The organism is Methylobacterium sp. D54C, from assembly GCF_053345595.1.
Genome location: NZ_JBKFAK010000008.1, coordinates 54472 through 74222, shown reverse-complemented (window position 1 = coordinate 74222; position 19751 = coordinate 54472). Strand labels below are relative to the sequence as shown.

14 protein-coding genes are annotated in these 19751 nt (G+C 73.1%); 9 read left to right on the top strand and 5 right to left on the bottom strand.

Translation table 11 applies throughout. The features are described 5' to 3' along the window. Positions 1–13 precede the first annotated feature (13 nt). The 3 genes from tauA to ACLBYB_RS17590 all read right to left on the bottom strand — a co-directional run bounded on the left by tauA (position 14) and on the right by ACLBYB_RS17590 (position 5655). Complete coding sequence (gene tauA / locus ACLBYB_RS17600; RefSeq protein WP_447699540.1) at positions 14–1027, bottom strand: taurine ABC transporter substrate-binding protein; 1014 nt, start codon at positions 1025–1027, stop codon at positions 14–16. 412 nt (positions 1028–1439) lie between these two features. After that, a complete protein-coding gene (locus tag ACLBYB_RS17595) occupies positions 1440–4898 on the bottom strand; it encodes a PAS domain S-box protein (RefSeq protein WP_447699539.1) in 3459 nt (1152 codons plus the stop codon). A 211-nt stretch (positions 4899–5109) separates the two neighbouring features. Further along, entirely contained in the window at positions 5110–5655 is a 546-nt protein-coding gene (locus ACLBYB_RS17590) for a TetR/AcrR family transcriptional regulator (RefSeq protein ID WP_020093203.1), read from the bottom strand. 112 nt (positions 5656–5767) lie between these two features. On the opposite strand from ACLBYB_RS17590, the gene ACLBYB_RS17585 reads away from it, so the two are divergent. Further along, positions 5768–6331 (top strand): sugar O-acetyltransferase, encoded by a 564-nt coding sequence (locus ACLBYB_RS17585; protein ID WP_447699538.1) that lies wholly within the window; start codon positions 5768–5770, stop codon positions 6329–6331. Positions 6332–6703: 372 nt separating this feature from the next. Here ACLBYB_RS17585 and ACLBYB_RS17580 read toward each other — a convergent pair whose 3' ends face one another. Beyond that, positions 6704–8452, bottom strand: a complete 1749-nt coding sequence (locus ACLBYB_RS17580) for an outer membrane beta-barrel protein (RefSeq protein ID WP_447699537.1) — start codon at positions 8450–8452, stop codon at positions 6704–6706. A 550-nt stretch (positions 8453–9002) separates the two neighbouring features. On the opposite strand from ACLBYB_RS17580, the gene ACLBYB_RS17575 reads away from it, so the two are divergent. Then, positions 9003–9281: a hypothetical protein gene (locus tag ACLBYB_RS17575; protein ID WP_427509520.1), complete on the top strand. Its 279-nt coding sequence runs from the start codon at positions 9003–9005 to the stop codon at positions 9279–9281. 186 nt (positions 9282–9467) lie between these two features. Continuing rightward, on the top strand, positions 9468–9785 hold the full coding sequence (locus tag ACLBYB_RS17570) for a hypothetical protein (protein ID WP_447699536.1): 318 nt from the start codon (positions 9468–9470) through the stop codon (positions 9783–9785). A gap of 30 nt (positions 9786–9815) precedes the next feature. Here ACLBYB_RS17570 and ACLBYB_RS17565 read toward each other — a convergent pair whose 3' ends face one another. Next, positions 9816–12521, bottom strand: a complete 2706-nt coding sequence (locus ACLBYB_RS17565) for an MGH1-like glycoside hydrolase domain-containing protein (protein ID WP_447699535.1) — start codon at positions 12519–12521, stop codon at positions 9816–9818. A gap of 348 nt (positions 12522–12869) precedes the next feature. On the opposite strand from ACLBYB_RS17565, the gene ACLBYB_RS17560 reads away from it, so the two are divergent. The 6 genes from ACLBYB_RS17560 (at position 12870) to ACLBYB_RS17535 (ending at position 19731) form a co-directional block, all read left to right on the top strand. After that, positions 12870–14003: a branched-chain amino acid ABC transporter substrate-binding protein gene (locus tag ACLBYB_RS17560; RefSeq protein ID WP_447699534.1), complete on the top strand. Its 1134-nt coding sequence runs from the start codon at positions 12870–12872 to the stop codon at positions 14001–14003. A gap of 122 nt (positions 14004–14125) precedes the next feature. Next, positions 14126–15016, top strand: a complete 891-nt coding sequence (locus ACLBYB_RS17555) for a LysR family transcriptional regulator (protein ID WP_447699533.1) — start codon at positions 14126–14128, stop codon at positions 15014–15016. Positions 15017–15146: 130 nt separating this feature from the next. Beyond that, on the top strand, positions 15147–15911 hold the full coding sequence (locus ACLBYB_RS17550) for an HpcH/HpaI aldolase family protein (RefSeq protein WP_447699532.1): 765 nt from the start codon (positions 15147–15149) through the stop codon (positions 15909–15911). 22 nt (positions 15912–15933) lie between these two features. Then, positions 15934–16821, top strand: coding sequence for a 2-hydroxy-3-oxopropionate reductase (locus ACLBYB_RS17545; RefSeq protein ID WP_447699531.1), 888 nt, complete (start codon positions 15934–15936; stop codon positions 16819–16821). Between the two features lie 44 nt (positions 16822–16865). Continuing rightward, entirely contained in the window at positions 16866–18458 is a 1593-nt protein-coding gene (garD, locus tag ACLBYB_RS17540; protein ID WP_447699530.1) for a galactarate dehydratase, read from the top strand. Positions 18459–18534: 76 nt separating this feature from the next. Further along, the gene (locus ACLBYB_RS17535; protein WP_447699529.1) at positions 18535–19731 is read left to right on the top strand and encodes a PepSY-associated TM helix domain-containing protein; all 1197 of its coding nucleotides are present in this window, start codon (positions 18535–18537) and stop codon (positions 19729–19731) included. Positions 19732–19751: the final 20 nt, after the last annotated feature.

Here is a 19751-nt window from a genome sequence, read left to right as displayed (position 1 = left end):
GTCCGGGGACAGGCTATTTCCGGGCCGCGTCCACGACCTGCGTCGTGACGAACCGGGCGTAGTCGGGCGCCAGCGCCTGCACGCGCCCCTGCGCCTTCAGGAAGGCGGCGGTCTCGGTCAGGGCCTTGGCGGCGGCGCCGCCGAGCCAGGCCGGGGAGGCCTGCGCCTCCAGGGTCGGGAGCCGGTAGGCCGCGAGGCTCGCGGGCACCTCGGCGGGCGCCGAGCCGCTGATCCGGGCCACCGCCGCCACCTCCGGCGCGTCGGCGCCCCAGGGCCTGGCGGCGTAGGCCGCGTCCTGGGCGGCGATCAGCCGGACGAGCGTCACCAGGAAGTCCCGGTTCCGCGCCGCCCAGGCCCGGTCGACCACGAGGCCGTCGAAGGTCGCCTTGCCCCGGCGGGCGAGGTCGCCGGCCGAGACCACCACGGTGCCGGACTTCTTCACCCGGGCGAGCACCGGGTCCCAGATGAAGGTCGCGTCGATGTCGCCCCGCTCCCAGGCGGCGGCGATCTCGGGCGGCCGCATGTTGAGGATCCGGACGTCGGCCTGCGTCAGCCCGGCCTCCGCCAGGGCGGCGATCAGCTGGTAATGCGCGGTCGACACGAACGGCACCGCGATCGTCTTGCCGCGCAGGTCGGCCACACCCGTCACGCCGCTGCCGGCGCGGGCCACGAGCTGCTCGGCGTCGGCGATCTCGTCGAGGATCCAGAACAGCTGGATGTCGAGCCCCTGCGAGGCGGCCGCCGCGATCGGGCTCGACCCCGCCTCGCCGATCTGGACGCTGCCCGAGGCCATGGCGCGGATCACGTCGCCGCCGCCGCCGAACTTGCGCCAGTGGATCGTGTAGCCGGTCGCCTTCTCGATCGCCCCGGAGGCCATCAGGGCGCGGAACGGCACCACCATGTCCTGGTGGGCGAAGGTGACCTCCCGGTCGGCCGCGCGGGCGGTGCCGGTGAACGGCGCGCCGAGAACCAGGGCGGCCAGGGCGGCCAGCGCGACGGCGCGGCGGTGCGGACCGGCAGATGTCATGAGATGTCCCCCATTCCGGCCGGCCCGGCGCGGAGGCGACTCGGGCGGCCGGGCGCAGGGTCGGCCGAGCTCGGCCACGAAGGCAAGGGCCCGTGCCCTGCCCCGGTCGCGCCCGGGATCCGCCTCGCGCCGCGGCCCCCGCGGCGGTGCGCGGGTCGCGGGCAGCCGCCCGCGGCGGTGCGCGGACCGCGCGCGCCGGAATATCCATCTCCCCGGACGCGCGCGATAGCCGGTGCCGTTCTCCGAACCGCCCTCGCCGGAGGCGCCCGCCATCGTCGTCCCGGAGTCGCGGCCCGGCGGGCGCGCAGCCGGCGCGGGACCGCCGGCTGGGAAGATCGTTCCTCGCCGCCGCGTGGCTGGGAGACGAGAATTTGGGCGTGCAAAACCCGCGGGCTGGCTCCGGCGCCCCCGCTCAGGCCGCGCGCAGCGCGGCGATCTCGTCGATCGTGGCGGCCGCCTGGGCCCGGAGCGCGGCCAGCAGCGCGGTGACGTCCTCGCCCGCGCGGCAGGCCGTCTCGAAGGCCCGGCAGGTCGCGGCCAGATCCAGGAAGCCGATCATGCTGGCCGCCGACACCATGGCGTGCGCGTCCCCCATCAGCCGCGTCCGGTCGCCGTCGGTCGCCGCCGGCCCGAACCGCTCGGCGAGCTCCTTCGCCAGCATCGCCAGGAGGTCGCCCATGCGCGCCTGGCCGACCATCGCAGTCATCTCGTCCAGGGTGGCCCGGTCGATCGTCCCCGCGCGGCGCGGCGGCTCGGCGCGAGGGGCCGCCCACCGGTCGATCGCGGCGAGCAGCGCGTCCGCGCGGAACGGCTTGCCGATATGGTCGTCGAGCCCGGCGGCGCGCAGCTCGGCCACCTGCTGCGGCAGGACGTTCGCCGTCATCGCGAGGATCGGCAGGCGGCCGGCGGCGCCGCCCAGGGCGCGGATCCGCCGGGTCGCCGCGATGCCGTCCATCACGGGCATCTGCACGTCCATCAGGACGAGGTCGTAGGATCGCGCCTGGACGGCCGCCACCGCGGCGACCCCGTCGGCCACCACGTCCACCGCGTGCCCGGCGCGCTCCAGGATCATCCGGGCGAGGTCCTGGTTGAGCGGCACGTCCTCGGCCAGGAGCAGGCGGCGGCCGGTCGCGCGGGCGATCGCCGAGGCCGGCGCGGTCGCGCGGGCCGGCGGGACCGCCGCGGGCAGGTCGGCCTCGAACCAGAAGGTCGAGCCGTGCCCGACCGTGCTCGCGACGCCGATCGTCCCGCCCATCAGCGTGACGAGGGATTTCGAGATGGCGAGCCCCAGCCCGGTGCCGCCGTACTCGCGGCTGATCGAGCCGTCGACCTGCGAGAAGCGCCGGAACAGGCGGTCGCACTTGTCGGTCGGGATCCCGATGCCGGTGTCGCGGACCGCGAAGCGCAGCCGCGTCCCGCCGATCGCGTCCGGGCTGACCCGGACCGACAGGTCGATGCCGCCCGACGCGGTGAACTTCACGGCGTTGTTGAGCAGGTTGAGCAGGATCTGCCGGAGGCGGTCCTCGTCGCCCTCGACCCAGTCGGGCAGGCCCGGGCCTTGGGCGAGCGTGAGGGCGAGCCCCTTGCGCTCCGCGGAGGGGCGCACGATCGACACCGCGTTGTCGATCAGCGCCTCCAGGGCGAAGGGCCGGGGCACGATCTCGATCTGCCCGGCCTCGACCTTCGAGAAGTCGAGGACGTCGTTGACCACGGTCAGGAGCGCGGCCCCGGCGGTGCGGATGCGGTCGGCGTTCCGGCGCGCCGACGGTCCGAGATCCGTCCCGTCGAGGAGCAGGTCGGCGTAGCCGATCACCCCGTTGAGCGGCGTGCGGATCTCGTGGCTCATGGCGGCGAGGAACTCGCTCTTGGCCGCGCTCGCCCGCTCCGCCTCCAGGCGCGCGGCGTCGGCCGCCGCCTTGGCGGCGAGGAGCGCCGCCTCGGCGGCCTTGCGGGCGGTGACGTCGATGTTGAGGCCGATCATCCGCCGCGCCTGCCCGGGCGCGCCGCGCCCGACGCCGTTGATCCAGCGCACCCCGCCGTCCGCGGTGGGGACCCGGAACTCGATCGAGAAGGTCTGCCCGGCGGCCGCGGCCGCGGCCGCGATCCGCAGCGCCCGCTCGCCGTCGGCGCGGTCGATCAGGGCGAGCCAGTCCCGGGTGTCGAGGGCGTGGTTCCGGTCGGTCTCGATGCCGTGGAGCCGCGCGCTCTCGGGGGACCACTCGATCCGGCCGCTGTCGAGGTCGAGGTGCCACGTCCCGGCATGGGCGGCCTGCTGGGCGAGGTGCAGCAGGCTGCTGGCATCCTCCACGGCGCGCCGGGCGGTGACGATCTCGTCGATGTCGAGGGCGGTGCCGAGCATGCCCACCATGCTCTCGCCCTGCCAGATCGGCAGGAGCACGATCTTGTGCCAGCGGTAGGCGCCGTCGTGCCGCTGCAGGCGGCCCTCGACCTCGTAGGGCGCGCGGCGGGCGGGCGCCTCCGACCACAGCCGCTCCATCCGCTCCGTGTCGTCGGGATGCGTCCGGGCGATCCGGGCGGCGCGCGTCGGGCCGATCGGGCCGTAGTAATCCTCGAAGCGCCGGTTGACGTAGGAGGCGTCGCCGGTCTCCGTGCTGGCGATCCAGACGAGCTGCGGCAGCGCGTCGGCCAGGGCGCGGTAGCGGGCCTCGCTCAACCGCAGGGCGTCCTCCGCGGCCTTGCGGGCGCTCACGTCGCGCAGGGTCGCCACGTAGCCGTCCGGGGCGCCGGTCGCCCGATCGTGGGTCAGGCTGAACGAGATCTCCACCCAGACCCAGTGCCCGTCCCGGTGCCGGTAGCGCTGGGAGGTCAGGGCGCGGGACGCGCGGCCGCCGGTGAGGTCGTCGAGGACGCGGCGGTACGCGCCGACCTCGTCGGGATGGACGAAGTCGAGGGGATGGGTGCCGATCAGCTCCTGCGGATCGTAGCCCAGGACGGCGCGCACCGCCGGCGAGACGTAGCGGCGGCGGGCGGTCAGGTCGGACCAGATGATGATGTCGGTGGCGTTCTCGGCCAGCAGCCGGTAGCGGCGCTCGCTCTCCTCCAGGTCCCGCTCGGCGATCCGGTTCTGGGTCACGTCGCCGAAGGTCAGGACCGTGCCGCCGTCCGGCAGGGCCGCGCACCGGACCTCCAGGATCGGGCCGCCGGGCAGGCGCCAGTCGAACAGCGGCGGCAGCCCGGCGCGCGCGCCCGTTCCGAGGCCCGGATCGGACCCGGCCGCCGCGCAGTCGCCGCGGGCCCGCTGGTAGGCGCGGATGTCCGGGAGGGCGACGCCCGCCCGCAGGACGTCGTCCGGCAGGTCGAGCAGGTCCGCGGCGCTTCGGTTGAACGCGCGCACCCGCTGGTCGGCGTCGAGGACGACGAGTCCCTGGTCCAAGCTGTCCAGCGTGCCGCGCAGGATCATGTCGGTCTCGCGCGCCCGCCGCTCCGACCGGACGAGGTCGGTCACGTCGAGAATGAGGCCGTGCAGGGCGACGAGCGCGCCCTCGGGCCCGAACTCGGGCAGCCCCTGGATGATCGCGTCCAGCACGGTCCCGTCCGGGCGGACGATGCGGGCCCGCGCCTGGTAGGGGATTGCCGGCCGGCTTCCTTCCAGAATCCCCTCGAGCCGCGCGACCAGGGCGGCGCGGTCGTCCGGATGATAGCACGCGACGTGCTCGGCGAGCGGCAGGTCGCACGCGCCGGGCGTCCCGAGCAGCCGCGCGAGACTCGCCGATCGGGTCACCCGGCGGGTCCGCGGATCGAGACGCCACTGCCCGAAGCCGGGGCCCCCGTCCCAGGGTGCAGGCTCGCCCGCGGCCCGGCGCGGAGCGGGATCCGGCGGCGCGGCCGGGCGGGTCGCGTCAATCTGCATCGGCCCCAGGGTTCCCCACCACCGGCGCGGACCGCGCCCGGGCGCGCCCTCGGCACGCATCGGGGCGAACCTGCTCGCGCGACGGTTGCTGATTCCTTGCCGGCACCGTGCGGCATTCGGCACCTGTCCGGCCGGCGATCACGATCGCTTGAGGGGCCGGCACGCGGCGTCCCCGGCCCGGTGGGGGGCGGGTGCGGGGACGGGTGCGGCCCTACCGCACCAGCCGCTCCACGATCGCCCGCACCTGCGCCCGATCCGCCGGCTGCGGGTCGACCGAGCGGTGGATCGTCAGGCCCTCGATCATGGCGTCGAGGGCCTTGGCGGTCTCCGGCGCGAAGTGCCGTTCCAGGGCGGCCCGGCTCTTGGCCATCCAGTCCTGCATGACCCGGCGCAGCGGCGGGTTCCGGGCCGCGAAGGCGTAGAGTTCGTAGCTCAGCAGCATCGTGCGCGGGCTCGCCCAGAGGTCGCTCACGATCAGGTCGACCACGGCCTCGCAGGCCTCGTCGACGGTCGCGGCCGCGGCGAGCCGGTCGGCGAACCGCGCCGAGACCGTGTCGGCGAGCCCGGTGAACGCCTCGGTCAGAAGCGCGTCGAGGCTGTCGAAATGGTAGGTCATGGAGCCCAGCGGCACGTCGGCCGCCGCCGCGACCCGGCGGTGGGTCGTGCCGGCGACGCCGTGCTCGGCGACGACGTCGAGGGTCGCCCGGATGATGCGCGCCCGGCGATCCGGGTCGAAACGGCGCTGGGCGGCGGGCAAGGGGACCTCCTCGGATCCGGTTCAGGGCAGCCGGGCCGTGACGCGCGCGGCCTTGATATGTACATCTGTACGCATAGCTAGGGTCCGACGCGGCCGGAGGGAGGTCCCCACCATGAACACAGAGATCGTGAAGACCCAGAAGCAGAGGATGCTGGCGGGCGAGCTGTACTGCGCCGACGACCCGGAACTGGCCGCCGACAACCGGCGCATCTCGGAATGGATGGACCGGTATAACGCCGCGCAGACGCGGAGCCAGCCCGAGCGGCAGGCGCTCCTGGAGGAGGCCTTCGCGCGGGTCGGCCCGGGCTGCAACATCCGGCCGCCGTTCCACTGCGACTACGGCTACAACATCAGCCTGGGCCGCGGCGTGTTCCTGAACTTCGGGTGCAGCATCCTCGACGTGATGTCGGTCACGATCGGCGACCTGACGCAGATCGGCACGGCCGTGCAGATCCTGACCCCCGATCATCCGCGCGAGCCGGCCCAGCGCCGGCAGATGCTGGAATTCGCCCGCCCGGTGGTGATCGGCGCCAATGTCTGGATCGGCAGCGGCGCGATCATCCTCCCCGGGGTCACGATCGGCGACGACGCGATCGTCGGGGCGGGCAGCGTGGTGACGCGCGACGTCCCGGCCGGCGCCACCGTGGTGGGGAACCCGGCCCGGCCGCGGCCGTGAGGAGGTGAGGGCGCGCGGGGCGCGTGCTGCGTGGGGGAGCGGTCCGGCCGCGTCGGCCCTCCGTCGAGCGTGCCAGCGCTCCCGTCCGGGCCGGAACTCCCGTCCGGGCCGGAACTCCTGTCCGGGCCGGAACTCTTGTCCGGGCCGGAACTCTTGTCCGGGCCGGACCTGCCGGGGACGCCGACGACCGGTCGCGGCCGGTTCACGCGGCCGCGCGGCCAAGCTGAGCGGCCCCGCGGCGTCGCTGCCGCGGGCCGGGGGGGCGATGCCGGGATCGAGGCACCGGGATATCGAGGCACCGGAATCGAACGGCCGGCGCGGCCCGTCCCCTGGCCTGCCGCGCCCGCGTTCGGGCGCGGCGTGGCGGCTGGATCAGTCCTTGCGGATCGGGGCCGCCGGAGCGCCTGTCTCGCCGAAGCCGAAATCGGCCAGCCGGTAGGAGAGCTGCGCGAAGCCGCCGTAGCGACCGGTCTCGAACTTCATCGGGCTGGGCGGCGAGAACGGGAAGGCCGTCGTGTGCGCCTTGTCGGCCTGGAGCTGCCAGTAGCGGCCGCCGACGCCGACGCTGACGGACGGCGTCAGGTCGTACGAGATGATCCCCTCCAGGAAGTAGCCGTCGCCGCGGCCGCCTTCCGGCCCCGGATTGATATCGGGCCGCAGCCAGTGCCGGTCGACGCCGCTCAGGCTCACGACCGGCAGGTAGGCGCCTTCCAGGCTCAGCCGGACCCGGTCGAACCGCGCTTCGCCGATCACGCCGACGCGCAGCGCGTTCCACTGCATGCTCTCGCCCAGCGTCTTCATGCTGGTCGGGTAGGGTCTGGCGCAGGGAGTCCCGCCCGCCACCTGACGGCAGCCGTAGCCGTTGTACAGTTCGGACGCGAACTGGTAGCCGAGGAAGCCGCCGAGCTTGTACCCGTCCCGGCGCAGCACGTCGTAGCCGAGATCGATCACGCCGTAGCCGATGTCGCCGTCCTTGATCGGCGACAGCGTCTTCGAATAGCGGCGCAGGGCGGGCGGGAAGTCCTCGTCGGCGAGGCGGCCGCCGGTGACGCCGCCCGAGCCGAGGAAGCCCTTGGCGAACAGGCCGGTGGGGTTGTGCTCGAGCCGTGCGAAGCTCTCGCCGGCATGCGCCTGGGTGTTGTTGTAGGTCAGGCGCGAATTGAGCTGGCCGGGCGCGTCGGGGTCGCCGAGCTTCTCGCGCGGTGTCCCGGAGCTGAAGAAGTAGCGCAGGCCGCCCTCGAAATCCCAGGTGGCCGGGCCTGCCGACGCGATCGGGGCCAGGGTGGGAAGCCCGGCTCCGAACCGGTAGTTGAGGCCGACGCGGGCCAGGAAGCCGTCCGTCGCGACCCGCGTGCCGGCGTGGTAGCCGGTCAGCACGGGGTACGACGGAGCCGGGAGGACCGCCCGGGAGCCGAGATCGTAGTAGAGACCCTCGACCTTGGCGGAGAGGTGCTCGCTGAAGGCGTGCTCGATGCCGGCGCCGGCCACGTAGCCCAGGCGCACCGCGCCCTGGCGCCCGTCGAACAGCGGGAAACCGGCCAACGACAGGTTGTTGTCGGTCCGGACCGTGCCCGCGGCGAGGCCGCCCGTGGCGTAGACGAGGGTGCGATCGACGGCGAAGCCGATCCTGCCGCGCAGGGTGGCGAGTTCGTCCAGCCTCTGGCCGGAATGGGCGACGCTGCGGCGATAGAAGCCGCCGCCCGCGGCCGGAAAAGCGCCCTCGCGGCGATCGTAGCCCCACAGCCGGGTGAATTGGTAATCCGCGGCGGCGCCGGCGACGAAGCCGGAATTCACCTGCCAATCGTAGCCGACCTCGGCGCCGCCGACGAAGCTCCCGTCCGAGGCCCGCTTCGATGGAATGACCGGGCAGTTCCGGGCTCCGGGCTGCCCGTCCGGACCTGTGCAGACGAACTGCGTGGCCCGATCGAGGGTCCCGTAACCGGCGAACAGGCCGGCATGCGCTCCGGTCCAGGAGAAGATCGGCACGGCCGTCGCCGCCGGCGGAAGGGCCCGCCGCGGGAGGTCCGCCGCCATCGCGGTCTGCGACAGCAGGCACAGGAGAAGTCCAGAACTCGAGATGCGGTACATGTAGTGTCCCCCGCCGCGCGTCGTCGAAGGCATGAGCGTCAAGGTCTCTTCGTCGGTAAGGATTCGGATGCCGAAGTGGAGCTTCTGCTGATCTCGCGCGGTTCGCATGATGCGCTCTTATGATTAGGTCGTGATGTCTCGATTCTGAAGCGTAAATTTTCGACCTATCTCATCAAATTTGACTAGATATACAATTGTTGATGCGAGAAGTGTATTTTACCAAATACGCGGATTTTGCAGACTTATTATCTTGATGGCCTATTCGAGTCATTGTCAGCGGAGATGTTGCTCTGATCTTCGGTCGTGCCGCGGCTTGGTTCCGTTCGCTTTTGCGGCCGGGTGATGCGTTCGTGCATCACCTGCGCCCTGCCCGGTCCAACCCAGGGCGGCCACGGGGCCGGGCCGCCGGCCCGACGCGATGCCCGTCGCGATACCGCTCCGGCGCGTTCCTGGCGGGGCGGCCCGGTCCGGGGAACCATCCGGGCGGCCCGAGCCTTCCTGGGCGGGATTGCGGGCGGATCCGGCCGCGAGTCCCCTGGATACGCCCGCCCGTCTTCCCGGGCGGCGAGAGAGGAAACCTCACGTGCGTTCAACGATCATTGCCGCCGCCCTGCTGGCGGCCCTCGGTTCCGCCGTCGCGAGCCCGGCCTCCGCCGCGCCGATCGGCCCCGGCACGGGCGTGTCGGCGCCCGCCGGCATGGTCTCGACGGTCCAGATGGATCCCGTCGAGCGCCACATGATGCGCCGTCGCATGGAGCGCCGGATGATGCGCCACCGGATGGAGCGCCACATGATGCATCGGGAGATGCGCCGCGAGATGCGCCACCGCGAGATGCGTCGCGAGATGATGCGCCGCATGTGACGCGCGTCCGCGCCGGGGCGGTGCCCGCCCCGGCGCGGGCCGGGGCAGAGCCGCGAGGCGGGCTTCCCGCATCGCGGGGGCTGAGCCCGTGCTGGGCTCGAGCTGGCCGGGGGTGCCACGTCCGAGGCGATCGAACCATCCGCGCCCCGACGCGTTTCTGGCCACCGACAAGGGAGGATTGGTACGATGAAGGCGATTCTGGCAGCGGCCGCGGTGAGCCTCGGCATTCTGGGCGTGGTCGGCCCGGTCTCCGCGCAGCCGCGCCCCGACTACGACGATTACGGCGGCCGGGGCTACCGCGACCGCGGCGATTACGAGTACCGGGACCGCGGCTACCGCGACCGGGACGATTACCGCGGCCGCGCCAATTACGGGTTCGACGAGCGCGAGTACCTGCGCTGCAACCCGGATGTCCGCCGCGCCGTGGCCAACGGCCAGATGGAATCGGGCGCCGCCCACTACAAAGTGTTCGGGCGTCGCGAGGGCCGGCGGCTGAGCTGCTGACCGGATCGGCCGGCTCCCGGCCGGGCGCGCCTATCGCGGGCGTGCCCGGTCGCGCAGCAGGTTGATGATCAGGGCCGTCCAGCCGGTCTGGTGCGCGGCGCCGAGGCCCCGCCCCGTATCCCCGTCGAAGAACTCGTGGAACAGCAGCGCCTCCTCGGCACCCGGCGCCGGGGCGATCGGCGGCCGGGTCCCGAAGGCCGGCCGGCGCCCGGTCCCGTCCTTGGCGAACAGCGCGATCAGGCGGTCCTCGAGGGCGTCCGCGATGGCGCTGAGCGTCAGCATCGCGCCCGAGCCCGTCGGGTACTCCACTAGGAAGTCGTCGCCGTAATAGGTGTGGAAGCGCCGCAGAGCCTCGACGATGAGGAAGTTCATCGGCATCCAGACCGGGCCGCGCCAGTTCGAGTTGCCGCCGAACATGTTCGAGGTGGAATCGGCCGGGTCGTACCGGACCGTGAAGGAGGCGCCGAGCTCGTTGAGCACGTAGGGCGCGTAGCGGTGCACCTTCGACAGGGAGCGCACGCCGTAGGGCGAGAGGAACTCGGCCTCGTCGAGCATGCGGCGCAGCAGCGCCTTCATCCGGTGGCCGCGCAGCAGCGACAGCAGCTTGCGGTCCTTCACGCCCCCCTCGGTCCAGCGGGAGACCAAGCGGGCGAGGTGGGGCCGGTTCTCCAGCACCCAGTTCAGGCGCCGGGCGAAGTCCGGCAGCCGGTGGAGCACGGAGGGCTCGATCACCTCGACGGCGAAGAGCGGGACCAGCCCGACCATGGAGCGGACCCGCAAGGGGAGCATCCCGCCGCCGGGGATGTCGACCTCGTCGTAGTAGAATTCGTCTATCTCGTCCCACAGGCCGTAGCCCTGCCCGTCCCCGCCCGACCCGCCCATGTCGGTCATGGCCTCGGCGATCAGCAGGAAGTGCTCGAAGAACTTGGAGGCGGTGCTCTCGTAGACGTCGTTGTGGAGGGCGAGCTCCAGGGCGATGCGCATCATGGTGAGCGCGTACATCGCCATCCAGGCGGTGCCGTCGGCTTGGTGCACCACCCCGAAGCCCGGGGGCGGGCGCGAGCGGTCGAACACGCCGACATTGTCGAGCCCCAGGAAGCCCCCCTGGAACACGTTGCGGCCCTGCGCATCCTTGCGGTTCACCCACCAGGAGAAGTTGATCAGGAGCTTGTGGAACACGCCTTCCAGGAAGGCGAGGTCGCCGCGCCCGCCCCGCCGGTCCCGGTCGATCTCGAACACCCGGTAGGTGGCCCAGGCGTGGACCGGCGGGTTGGCGTCGCCGAACTCCCACTCGTAGGCCGGGAGCTGGCCGTTCGGGTGCATGTACCATTCGCGGGTGAGCAGCAGGAGCTGCTTCTTGGCGAAGTCCGGGTCCAGCAGGGCGAGCGGCAGGCAGTGGAAGGCGAGGTCCCAGGCGGCGAACCAGGGATATTCCCAGGTGTCGGGCATCGACAGCACGTCGGCCGCCGCGAAGTGGCGCCACTGGCCGTTGCGGCCGCCCGCGCGCCCCCGGGGCGGCGGCAGCTGGAGCGGGTCGCCCTCCAGCCAGCGCCGCACGTCGTAGCTGTAGAGCTGCTTCGACCAGATCAGGCCGGCGGCGGCCTGGCGGAAGATCGCGCGGGACTCCGCGCTCGCGATGCCGTCCTGCAATTCCTCGTAGAACGCGTCCGCCTCGGCCACCCGGCGGCGGACCAGGGACCCGTCGTCGACGGCCCGGGCGCGCAGGCCCGCCGACAGCCGCAGGCGGATCCGGGCGGTCGCCCCGGGCGCCAGCCGCAGCGCGTAGTGCAGGCCGAGCTTGGTGCCCGCGTCCCGGCGCACCGAAGCGGGATCGCCGTCGACGATCGCCGCGTGGAGACCGTCCTTGAACGGCCCCGCGGCGTCCGGCTGCCCGCCGTGCCGCCGCAGGTTGGTGTCGTTCTCGCAGAACAGCAGGTCCGGCGCCCCGTCGAAGGCGAGCCGGTACGGCCCGAGCCGCTCGTGGGTGCAGACGGCGCCCCCGTCGGGCGCGCGGGCGATCCGCGGGCGCGCCTGCCCGGCCTCCCACGACCACGTGTTGCGGAACCAGAGCTGCGGGACGAGGTGGAGGTCGGCGGGCTCGGGCCCCCGGTTCAGCGCGGTGATCACCGCGTGGACGTCGTCGGCGTCGGCCTTGGCGTACTCCACGGTGACGTCGAAGAACCGGTCCCCGTCGAAGACGCCCGTCTCCTCGATCTCGTACTCGGGCTGCTCCCGCCCGCGCCGCCCGTTCTCGTCGACGAGGTCCGCGTAGGGGAAGGCCGCCTGCGGGTAGCGGTACAGCATCTTCAGGTAGGCGTGGCTCGGGACCGCGTCGAGGTAGTGGTAGACCTCCTTCACGTCCTCGCCGTGGTTGCCCTCCTGGTTGGTCAGGCCGAACAGCCGCTCCTTGAGGATGCGGTCGCGCCCGTTCCAGAGTGCGAGGGCCAGGCACAGGTTGCCGCGCTCGTCGCAGATGCCGGCCAGCCCGTCCTCGCCCCAGCGATAGGCGCGCGAGCGGGCGTCCTCGTGCGTCAGGGCGGCCCAGGCGTTGCCGCAGGGGCTGTAATCCTCCCGCACGGTCCCCCATTGCCGCTCGCTGAGATAGGGGCCCCAGAGCGACCACGCCCGGTCGCCCCGGCCCTGCTCGGCGATCCGGCGGCGCTCGGCCCAGTCCACCGACGCGTCTCGACCCTCGCCCCGATCCCCGTCCCGATCCTCGTCCGCGCGCGGCCCCATCAGCCGCGTCCCGGACGCGGGCCCGGTCGGCCGGGGCTGGGGGGGCGGCGGGGACGGAAGGCGGTCATCGGTCACGGCGGGTTGCTGCGGATGCGCCGGCCCGATGCATCATCGGCGCCATCCCGACCCGTCGGGCCTTCGGGCCGCCGCACGGCTCCGTGAGCGCCCGCCGGCCGATCGCGCGCCCGCGCCGGTGACCGTCTCGGCCCGCCCCCAAACCTTGACCCCAGTGAAGGTGAGCGACAGGATCGCGCCGGGTGATCTGCGACTCGACGCGCGGGGATCCGCGTTGATCTATCCGAATTCAGCGTTCGTCGGCGATCTGTCCGGCCACATCTTGGGGGAAAGATGACGCGACTACTGATGGCCGGCCTGGCCGGGCTGCTGTTCATGACCGCGGCGCAAGGTCAGGAGGGCGGCACGCCGGTGAAGATCGGCGTCGCCGCGCCCATGACCGGGCCGAACGCGGCTTTCGGCGCCCAGATCCGGAACGGCGTGAGCCAGGCGGTGGAGGACATCAACAGGGCCGGCACGCTGAAGGGCACGACGCTGGCCGTCACGGTCGGCGACGACGCCTCCGACCCGAAGCAGGGCGTCTCGGTGGCCAACAAGTTCGCCAGCGACGGCGTGAAGATGGTCGTCGGCGACTACAATTCCGGCGTCACGATCCCGGCCTCCGACGTCTACCTCGACGCCGGCATCATCCAGGTCACGCCGGCCTCCACGAGCGTGAAGTTCACCGAGCGCGGCATGTGGAACACGTTCCGCACCTGCAGCCGCGACGACCAGCAGGGCGCGGTGGCGGGCAGCTACCTGGCCGCGCACTTCCCGGGCAGGAAGATCGCCTTCGTCCACGACAAGACGCCCTACGGCAAGGGGCTGGCCGACGAGACGCTGAAGGCCTTCAAGGCCAAGGGCGGCAAGGAGGTGCTGTTCGAGGGCATCAACCCGGGCGAGAAGGATTACGCGGCGCTCGTCTCCAAGATGAAGTCCGCCAACGTCGACGTCGTCTATTTCGGCGGCGTGCACACCGAGGCCGGGCTGATCATCCGGCAGATGCGCGATCAGGGCCTCGCCGCCCGCATGATGAGCGGCGACGCCATCCCCGACAAGGAATTCGTCCAGATCGCCGGCCCGGGCGCGGCCGGGACCCTGATGACCTTCGCGCCGGACGCCCGCAAGAACCCGAACGCCAGGGGCGTGGTGGCGGCGTTCAACGCCCGGGGCATCGATCCCGAGGCCTACACGCTCTACGCCTACGCGGCCGTGCAGGTCCTGGCCAAGGCGATGGCCGAGACCGGCTCCAGCGACGGCAAGGCGCTCGCCGACTGGCTGCACCGGGGCCAGCCGGTGGACACGGTGGTCGGGCCGATCGCCTACGACGGGAAGGGCGATCTCACCCGCCCCGACTACGTCATCTACGAGTGGACCAAGGGGCCGGACGGCCGGATCGACTATGCCGGGCACGAGGTGACCCCGTAGGCCGGTCGGGCCCGGAGGCCGCCGCCTTACCTAATTGGATGAGGGCGGCGATCTCAACGTGGCCGCCGCGAAGGCCTTATGCTCCCGCCCGACTGCGCCGCGGTCCGGGAGAGGGAGCCTTCATGTTCGACTTCAGCCAGCTCCGGTGCTTCGCCGCCGTGGCGGAGGAGCTGCATTTCGGGCGTGCGGCCGCCCGGCTGAACATGACGCAGCCGCCGCTGTCGCGGCAGATCCAGGTCCTGGAGCGCGTCCTCGACGTGCAGCTCCTGGAGCGCACCAGCCGCACGGTCCGGCTGACCGCCGCCGGTCGCAGCTTCCTGCCCGAGGCGCAGCGCATCCTGCGGCTCGCCGAGACCGCGACCCACGTCACCCGGCAGGTCGCGGCGGGGCGCGCGGGCGTCCTCAAGTTCGGCTTCACGGCGGCCTCGGCCTACGACTTCCTGCCCCGCCTCGTCACCGCGTTCCGGCGGGCGCTGCCGGACGTGACGCTCGCGCTGCGCGAGATGGTCAGCAAGGACCAGATCGAGGAGCTGCTCGCCGGCCGGATCGACGCCGCGCTGGTGCGCCCGCCCGTGACGCACCCGGACCTGATCGCCGTCCGGGCGCTGGCCGAGCCCCTGGTGGTGGCCCTGCCGGCCGGGAACCCCCTGGCCCTGCGCGACGGGCTCACCCCCGCCGATCTCGGGCGCGAGCCGCTCATCGGCTACGCGCCCAACGAGGCGCGCTACTTCCACGATCTCGTCCTCGGCCTCGTCGCGGAGGCCGAGATCCGGCCGCCGATAGTCCAGCAGCTCACGCAGATCCACTCGATCCTGGCCCTCGTCCGGGCGGCGCTCGGCATCGCCCTGGTGCCGGCCGCCGCCGAGCGCCTGCGCTTCGAGGGCGTGGTGTTCCGCCCCCTCGCCCTGCCGGCGCCGCGCCCCGTGGAGCTCCTCCTCGCGTGGCGGCGCGACGCGGACGACCCGCTCATCGCCCAGCTGGTCTCGATCGTGGCGGAGATGCCGCCCGCGTGAGCCCGCACGGTCGATCGATGCGCGATCCGCATCGATCGATCCAGTGTTTGGCTTTGACCTCGCGGCGGAAGGCTGCGCGTGATGGGGCGGACGGCGCGCAGACGCCGCGACGCCCCCAGGGAGGATCGTGATGGACAGCCTCACCAACCGCTTCAAGGCGGCGCTCTCCGAGGGGCGCCAGCAGATCGGCCTGTGGTGCAGCCTCGCCAGTCCCATCTCCACCGAGGTGGTCGCCGGGGCCGGGTTCGACTGGCTGCTCCTCGACATGGAGCACTCGGCCAACGACCTCCGGGACATCTACGCCCAGCTCCAGGCGATGATGGAGGGCGACACGCACCCGATGGTGCGGGTGCCGAGCGACGACCCGATCACCATCAAGCGCGTCCTCGACGCCGGCGCGCAGTCGCTGATGATCCCCAACATCGACGACGCCGCGCAGGCCGCCCGGGTGGTCGCGGCGACGCGCTACGCGCCCCGCGGCATCCGCGGCTTCTCGCAGGCGCCCCGCGCCGCTCGGTTCGGCCGGATCAAGGACTACCACACCCGCTGCGAGGCCGAGATCTTCGTGGCGGTGCAGGTCGAGTCCCGCCGCGCCCTCGACAATCTGGACGCGATCGCCGCCGTGGAGGGCGTGGACGGCGTGTTCATCGGGCCCGGCGACCTCTCCACCAGCCTCGGCTATGTCGGCCAGCAGGGCCACCCGGAGGTGGTCGCCACCATCGAGGCGGCGGTCGCCCGGATCGTCCGGGCCAGCAAGCAGGCCGGCATCCTCACGCCGAGCGAGGAGCTGGCCCGCCGCTACATCGCGGCCGGCACCCGCTTCACCGCGGTGGGCTCCGACATGGGGCTGCTCGCCCGCAGCTCCGAGGCGCTCGCCGCCCGCTTCCGCGCCTGAGTTCCGCAACGGGATCGTACCCATGAACATCGGATTCATCGGCCTCGGCATCATGGGCACGCCCATGGCCGGACACCTGATCGCGGCGGGCCACAGCCTGTTCCTCAAGTCCCGGCGCAGCGTGCCCGAGGCCCTGCTCGCGGCGGGCGGCACCGCCTGCGCCACCGCCGCCGAGGTCGCCGAGCGCGCAGACACGATCATCCTGATGCTGCCCGACACCCCGGACGTGGAGCAGGTCCTGTTCGGGGCGGATGGGGTCGCCGAGGGGCTCAGCTCGGGCAAGACCGTGATCGACATGAGCTCGATCGCGCCGCTGGCCACAAAGAATTTCGCCGCCCGGATCGCCGAGCGGGGCGGCGCCTATCTCGACGCGCCGGTCTCGGGCGGCGAGGTCGGGGCCAAGAACGCCGCGCTCTCGATCATGGTCGGCGGCGAGGCCGAGACCTTCGCGCACGCCGAGCCCCTGTTCGCCGCGATGGGCAAGACGGTCACGCATGTCGGCCCGGTCGGGTCCGGACAGGTGGCCAAGGTCGCCAACCAGATCATCGTCGCCCTGACCATCGAGGCGGTGGCCGAGGGGCTGCTCTTCGCCTCGAAGGCCGGCGCCGATCCCGCCAAGGTGCGGCAGGCGATCACCGGCGGGCTGGCCACCTCGCGGATCCTGGAGCTGCACGGCGCGCGGATGATCGAGCGGACCTTCGATCCCGGCTTCCGCATCGGCCTGCACCAGAAGGACCTGAACCTCGCCCTGGACAACGCCCGGACGCTCGGCCTCAGCCTGCCCGCCACGGCGCTGGCGCAGCAGCTGTTCTCGGCCTGCGTGGCCCAGGGCGGCGCGGCCTGGGACCACTCGGCCATGGTGAAGGCCCTGGAGGCCCTGGCGAACCACGCGGTCGGCGACGCCGCCTGATCCCGACAGGAGCCCGGACGGGCGCGAGACGGAAGGAGCATCCGATGCAGGCCGAGATCGAAGCCCCGACCCGCCCGCACCCGGCCGGCGCGGGGGCCGCAGGGGCCGCCGGCGACGTGCCGCGCACGATCCGCCTGAGCGACAGCGACAACGTCGCGATCGTGGTCAACGCCTTCGGGCTGCCGGCCGGCACGGTCTTCCCGGACGGGCTGGAACTCGTCGAGTTCGTGCCGCAGGGCCACAAGGTGGCGCTCACCGACATCCCGGAGGGCGGCGAGGTCCGCCGCTACGGCGAGGTGGTGGGCATCGCCACGCAACCGATCCCGCGGGGCGCCTGGGTGGAGGAATCCCGCGTCGCGACGCCGGTCGCCCCCGCCCTCGACGCCCTGGAGATGGCCACCCGCGTGCCGGCCCCCCTGCCCCCGCTCGAGGGCTACACCTTCGAGGGCTACCGCAACCCGGACGGGTCGGTGGGCACCAAGAACATCCTGGCGATCTCGATCAGCGTGCAGTGCGTCGCCGGCACCCTCGACGTGGCGATCCGGCGGATCAAGCAGGAGCTGCTGCCGCGCTTCCCCAACGTCGACGACGTGGTCGGCCTGACCCACGCCTACGGCTGCGGCGTCGCCATCAACGCTCCCGAGGCGGTGGTGCCGATCCGGACGCTCCAGAGCCTCGCGCAGAACCCGAATTTCGGCGGCGAGGTCATGGTCGTCGGCCTCGGCTGCGAGAAGCTCGTCTCGGAGCGGCTCCTGCCCGACAGCGGAGCGGCCGGCGACGGGGTGGTGCGGCTGCAGGACGAGCGCCACCGCGGCTTCTCGGCCATGATCGACAGCATCCTGACCATGGCGGAGGCCCGCCTGGAGGTGCTGAACCGCCGGACCCGCGAGACCTGCCCGGCCTCCGAGCTGGTCGTCGGCCTGCAATGCGGCGGCAGCGACGCGTTCTCGGGCGTCACCGCCAACCCGGCGCTCGGCTTCGCGGCCGACCTACTGGTCCGCTGCGGCGCCACCGTGATGTTCTCCGAGGTGACCGAGGTGCGCGACGCGATCCACCTCCTCACCCCGCGGGCGAAGAGCCCGGAGGTCGCCGCGGCGCTGGTCCGCGAGATGGCGTGGTACGACGCCTACCTCGCCAAGGGCGAGGCCGACCGCCGGGCCAACCCGTCGCCGGGCAACAAGAAGGGCGGGCTCAACAACATCGTCGAGAAGGCGCTGGGCTCGGTCGCCAAGTCCGGCACGAGCGCGATCTCCGGGGTCCTGGCGCCGGGCGAGCGCGTCCGCGAGAGGGGCCTGATCTTCGCCGCGACGCCGGCGAGCGACTTCGTCTGCGGCACGCTGCAGCTCGCCTCGGGCATCACCCTGCAGGTGTTCTCCACCGGCCGCGGCACGCCCTACGGCCTCAGTCAGGCGCCGGTGATCAAGGTCGCCACCCGCACGGAGCTGGCCGAGCGCTGGTCCGACCTGATCGACCTCGATGCCGGCCGCATCGCCACAGGCGCGGCGACGATCGAGGAGGTCGGCTGGGAGCTGTTCCACCTGATCCTCGACGTCGCGAGCGGGCGCAAGCGCCCCTGGTCGGACCGGTGGGGGCTGTTCAACGACCTGACCCTGTTCAACCCCGCGCCGATCACCTGAGACTCACCGGCGGGACGGCGTTGCGTCCCGCCGCGTCGTCAGCGTGGCCGGACTCTGCTAGGCAGCGGGCACCGCCATGACGCTGCCGATTCCCTCCCTCCGGACCCTGCTCTTCCGCCTGCACTGGGCGCTCGGCCTCACCGCCGGCCTCGTCCTCGCCCTGATGGGCCTGACCGGGGCGCTGATGAGCTACGAGGAGGCGGTCACCGCCTTCGCCAACCGCGACCGGCTCGAGGTCGCGCCCGGCGGGCGGACGGCGCTGCCCCCCGCGGTGCTGGCGGCGCGGATCGACGCGCAGGCGGGCGGCCGCGTCGCCAACGTGCTGACCCTGTCGGACGACCCGCGCGCGAGCGTCCACGTCCGCTTCGCCCGCGATCCCGAGACCCGCGCGCGGCCGCCCGCCGCCTACGCCGATCCCTACGACGGCGCTCTGCTCGGCCCGGTGCGGCTGGAGGGCGCCTTCACGACGGTGCGGGACCTGCACCGCTGGCTGCTGCTGCCCGGCGGGTCCAAGGGCTGGGGCCGCACGGTCACGGGCGCCTGCACCCTGGCGCTGCTGGCCTTCCTGGCGACCGGCCTCTACCTGCGCTGGCCCCGGATCCACCGCTGGCGGATCTGGCTGAAGCCGGCCCTGTCGCGGCCCGGCCGGCCGCGCTGGTGGTCGCTGCACGCCGTGGTCGGGACCTGGCTCCTGCCGGTCTACCTGGTCATCGCGCTGAGCGGCCTGACGTGGTCCTACCCGTGGTTCAAGGACGGCGCGACGCGGCTGCTCGCGGGCGCCCCCGACGCCGCGAAGCCGGTCGGCCGCAGGGCCGCCGGAAAACCGGCCGATCCCGCCGCCGACGGCGCGGCCGTCGACCGCGCCTGGGCGGATTTCCGGGCGCGGACCGGCGCGGAGGCCGGGACGGCGGTCCTGACCCTGCCGGGCGCCGACACGAAGGCGATCCGCATCCGCTGGCTGCCGAAGGGCGTCGACGCGCCGAGCGCCCGCAACGAGATCCGCTACGATCCCGCCACGGGCGCGCTGCTGGCCTCCGAGCGGGCCGCCGACGCGCCGCTGGGCCGGCGCCTCCTGGACAACGTCCTGGAGGTGCATCGCGGCCGCTTCTTCGGCGACCTCGTCGCGCTGCTGTTCTGCCTCGCGGCGCTGGCCATGCCGGGCTTCGCGGCGACCGGCCTGACGCTCTACGTCCTGCGCCGCCGCGCCGGCGCCCGGCGCAGGACCGTCGCGGCCGGGGCGCCGGCGGGCGCCGTCCGCACGGCGAGCCCCTGACGGCGGCCTCCGGCGGGGCG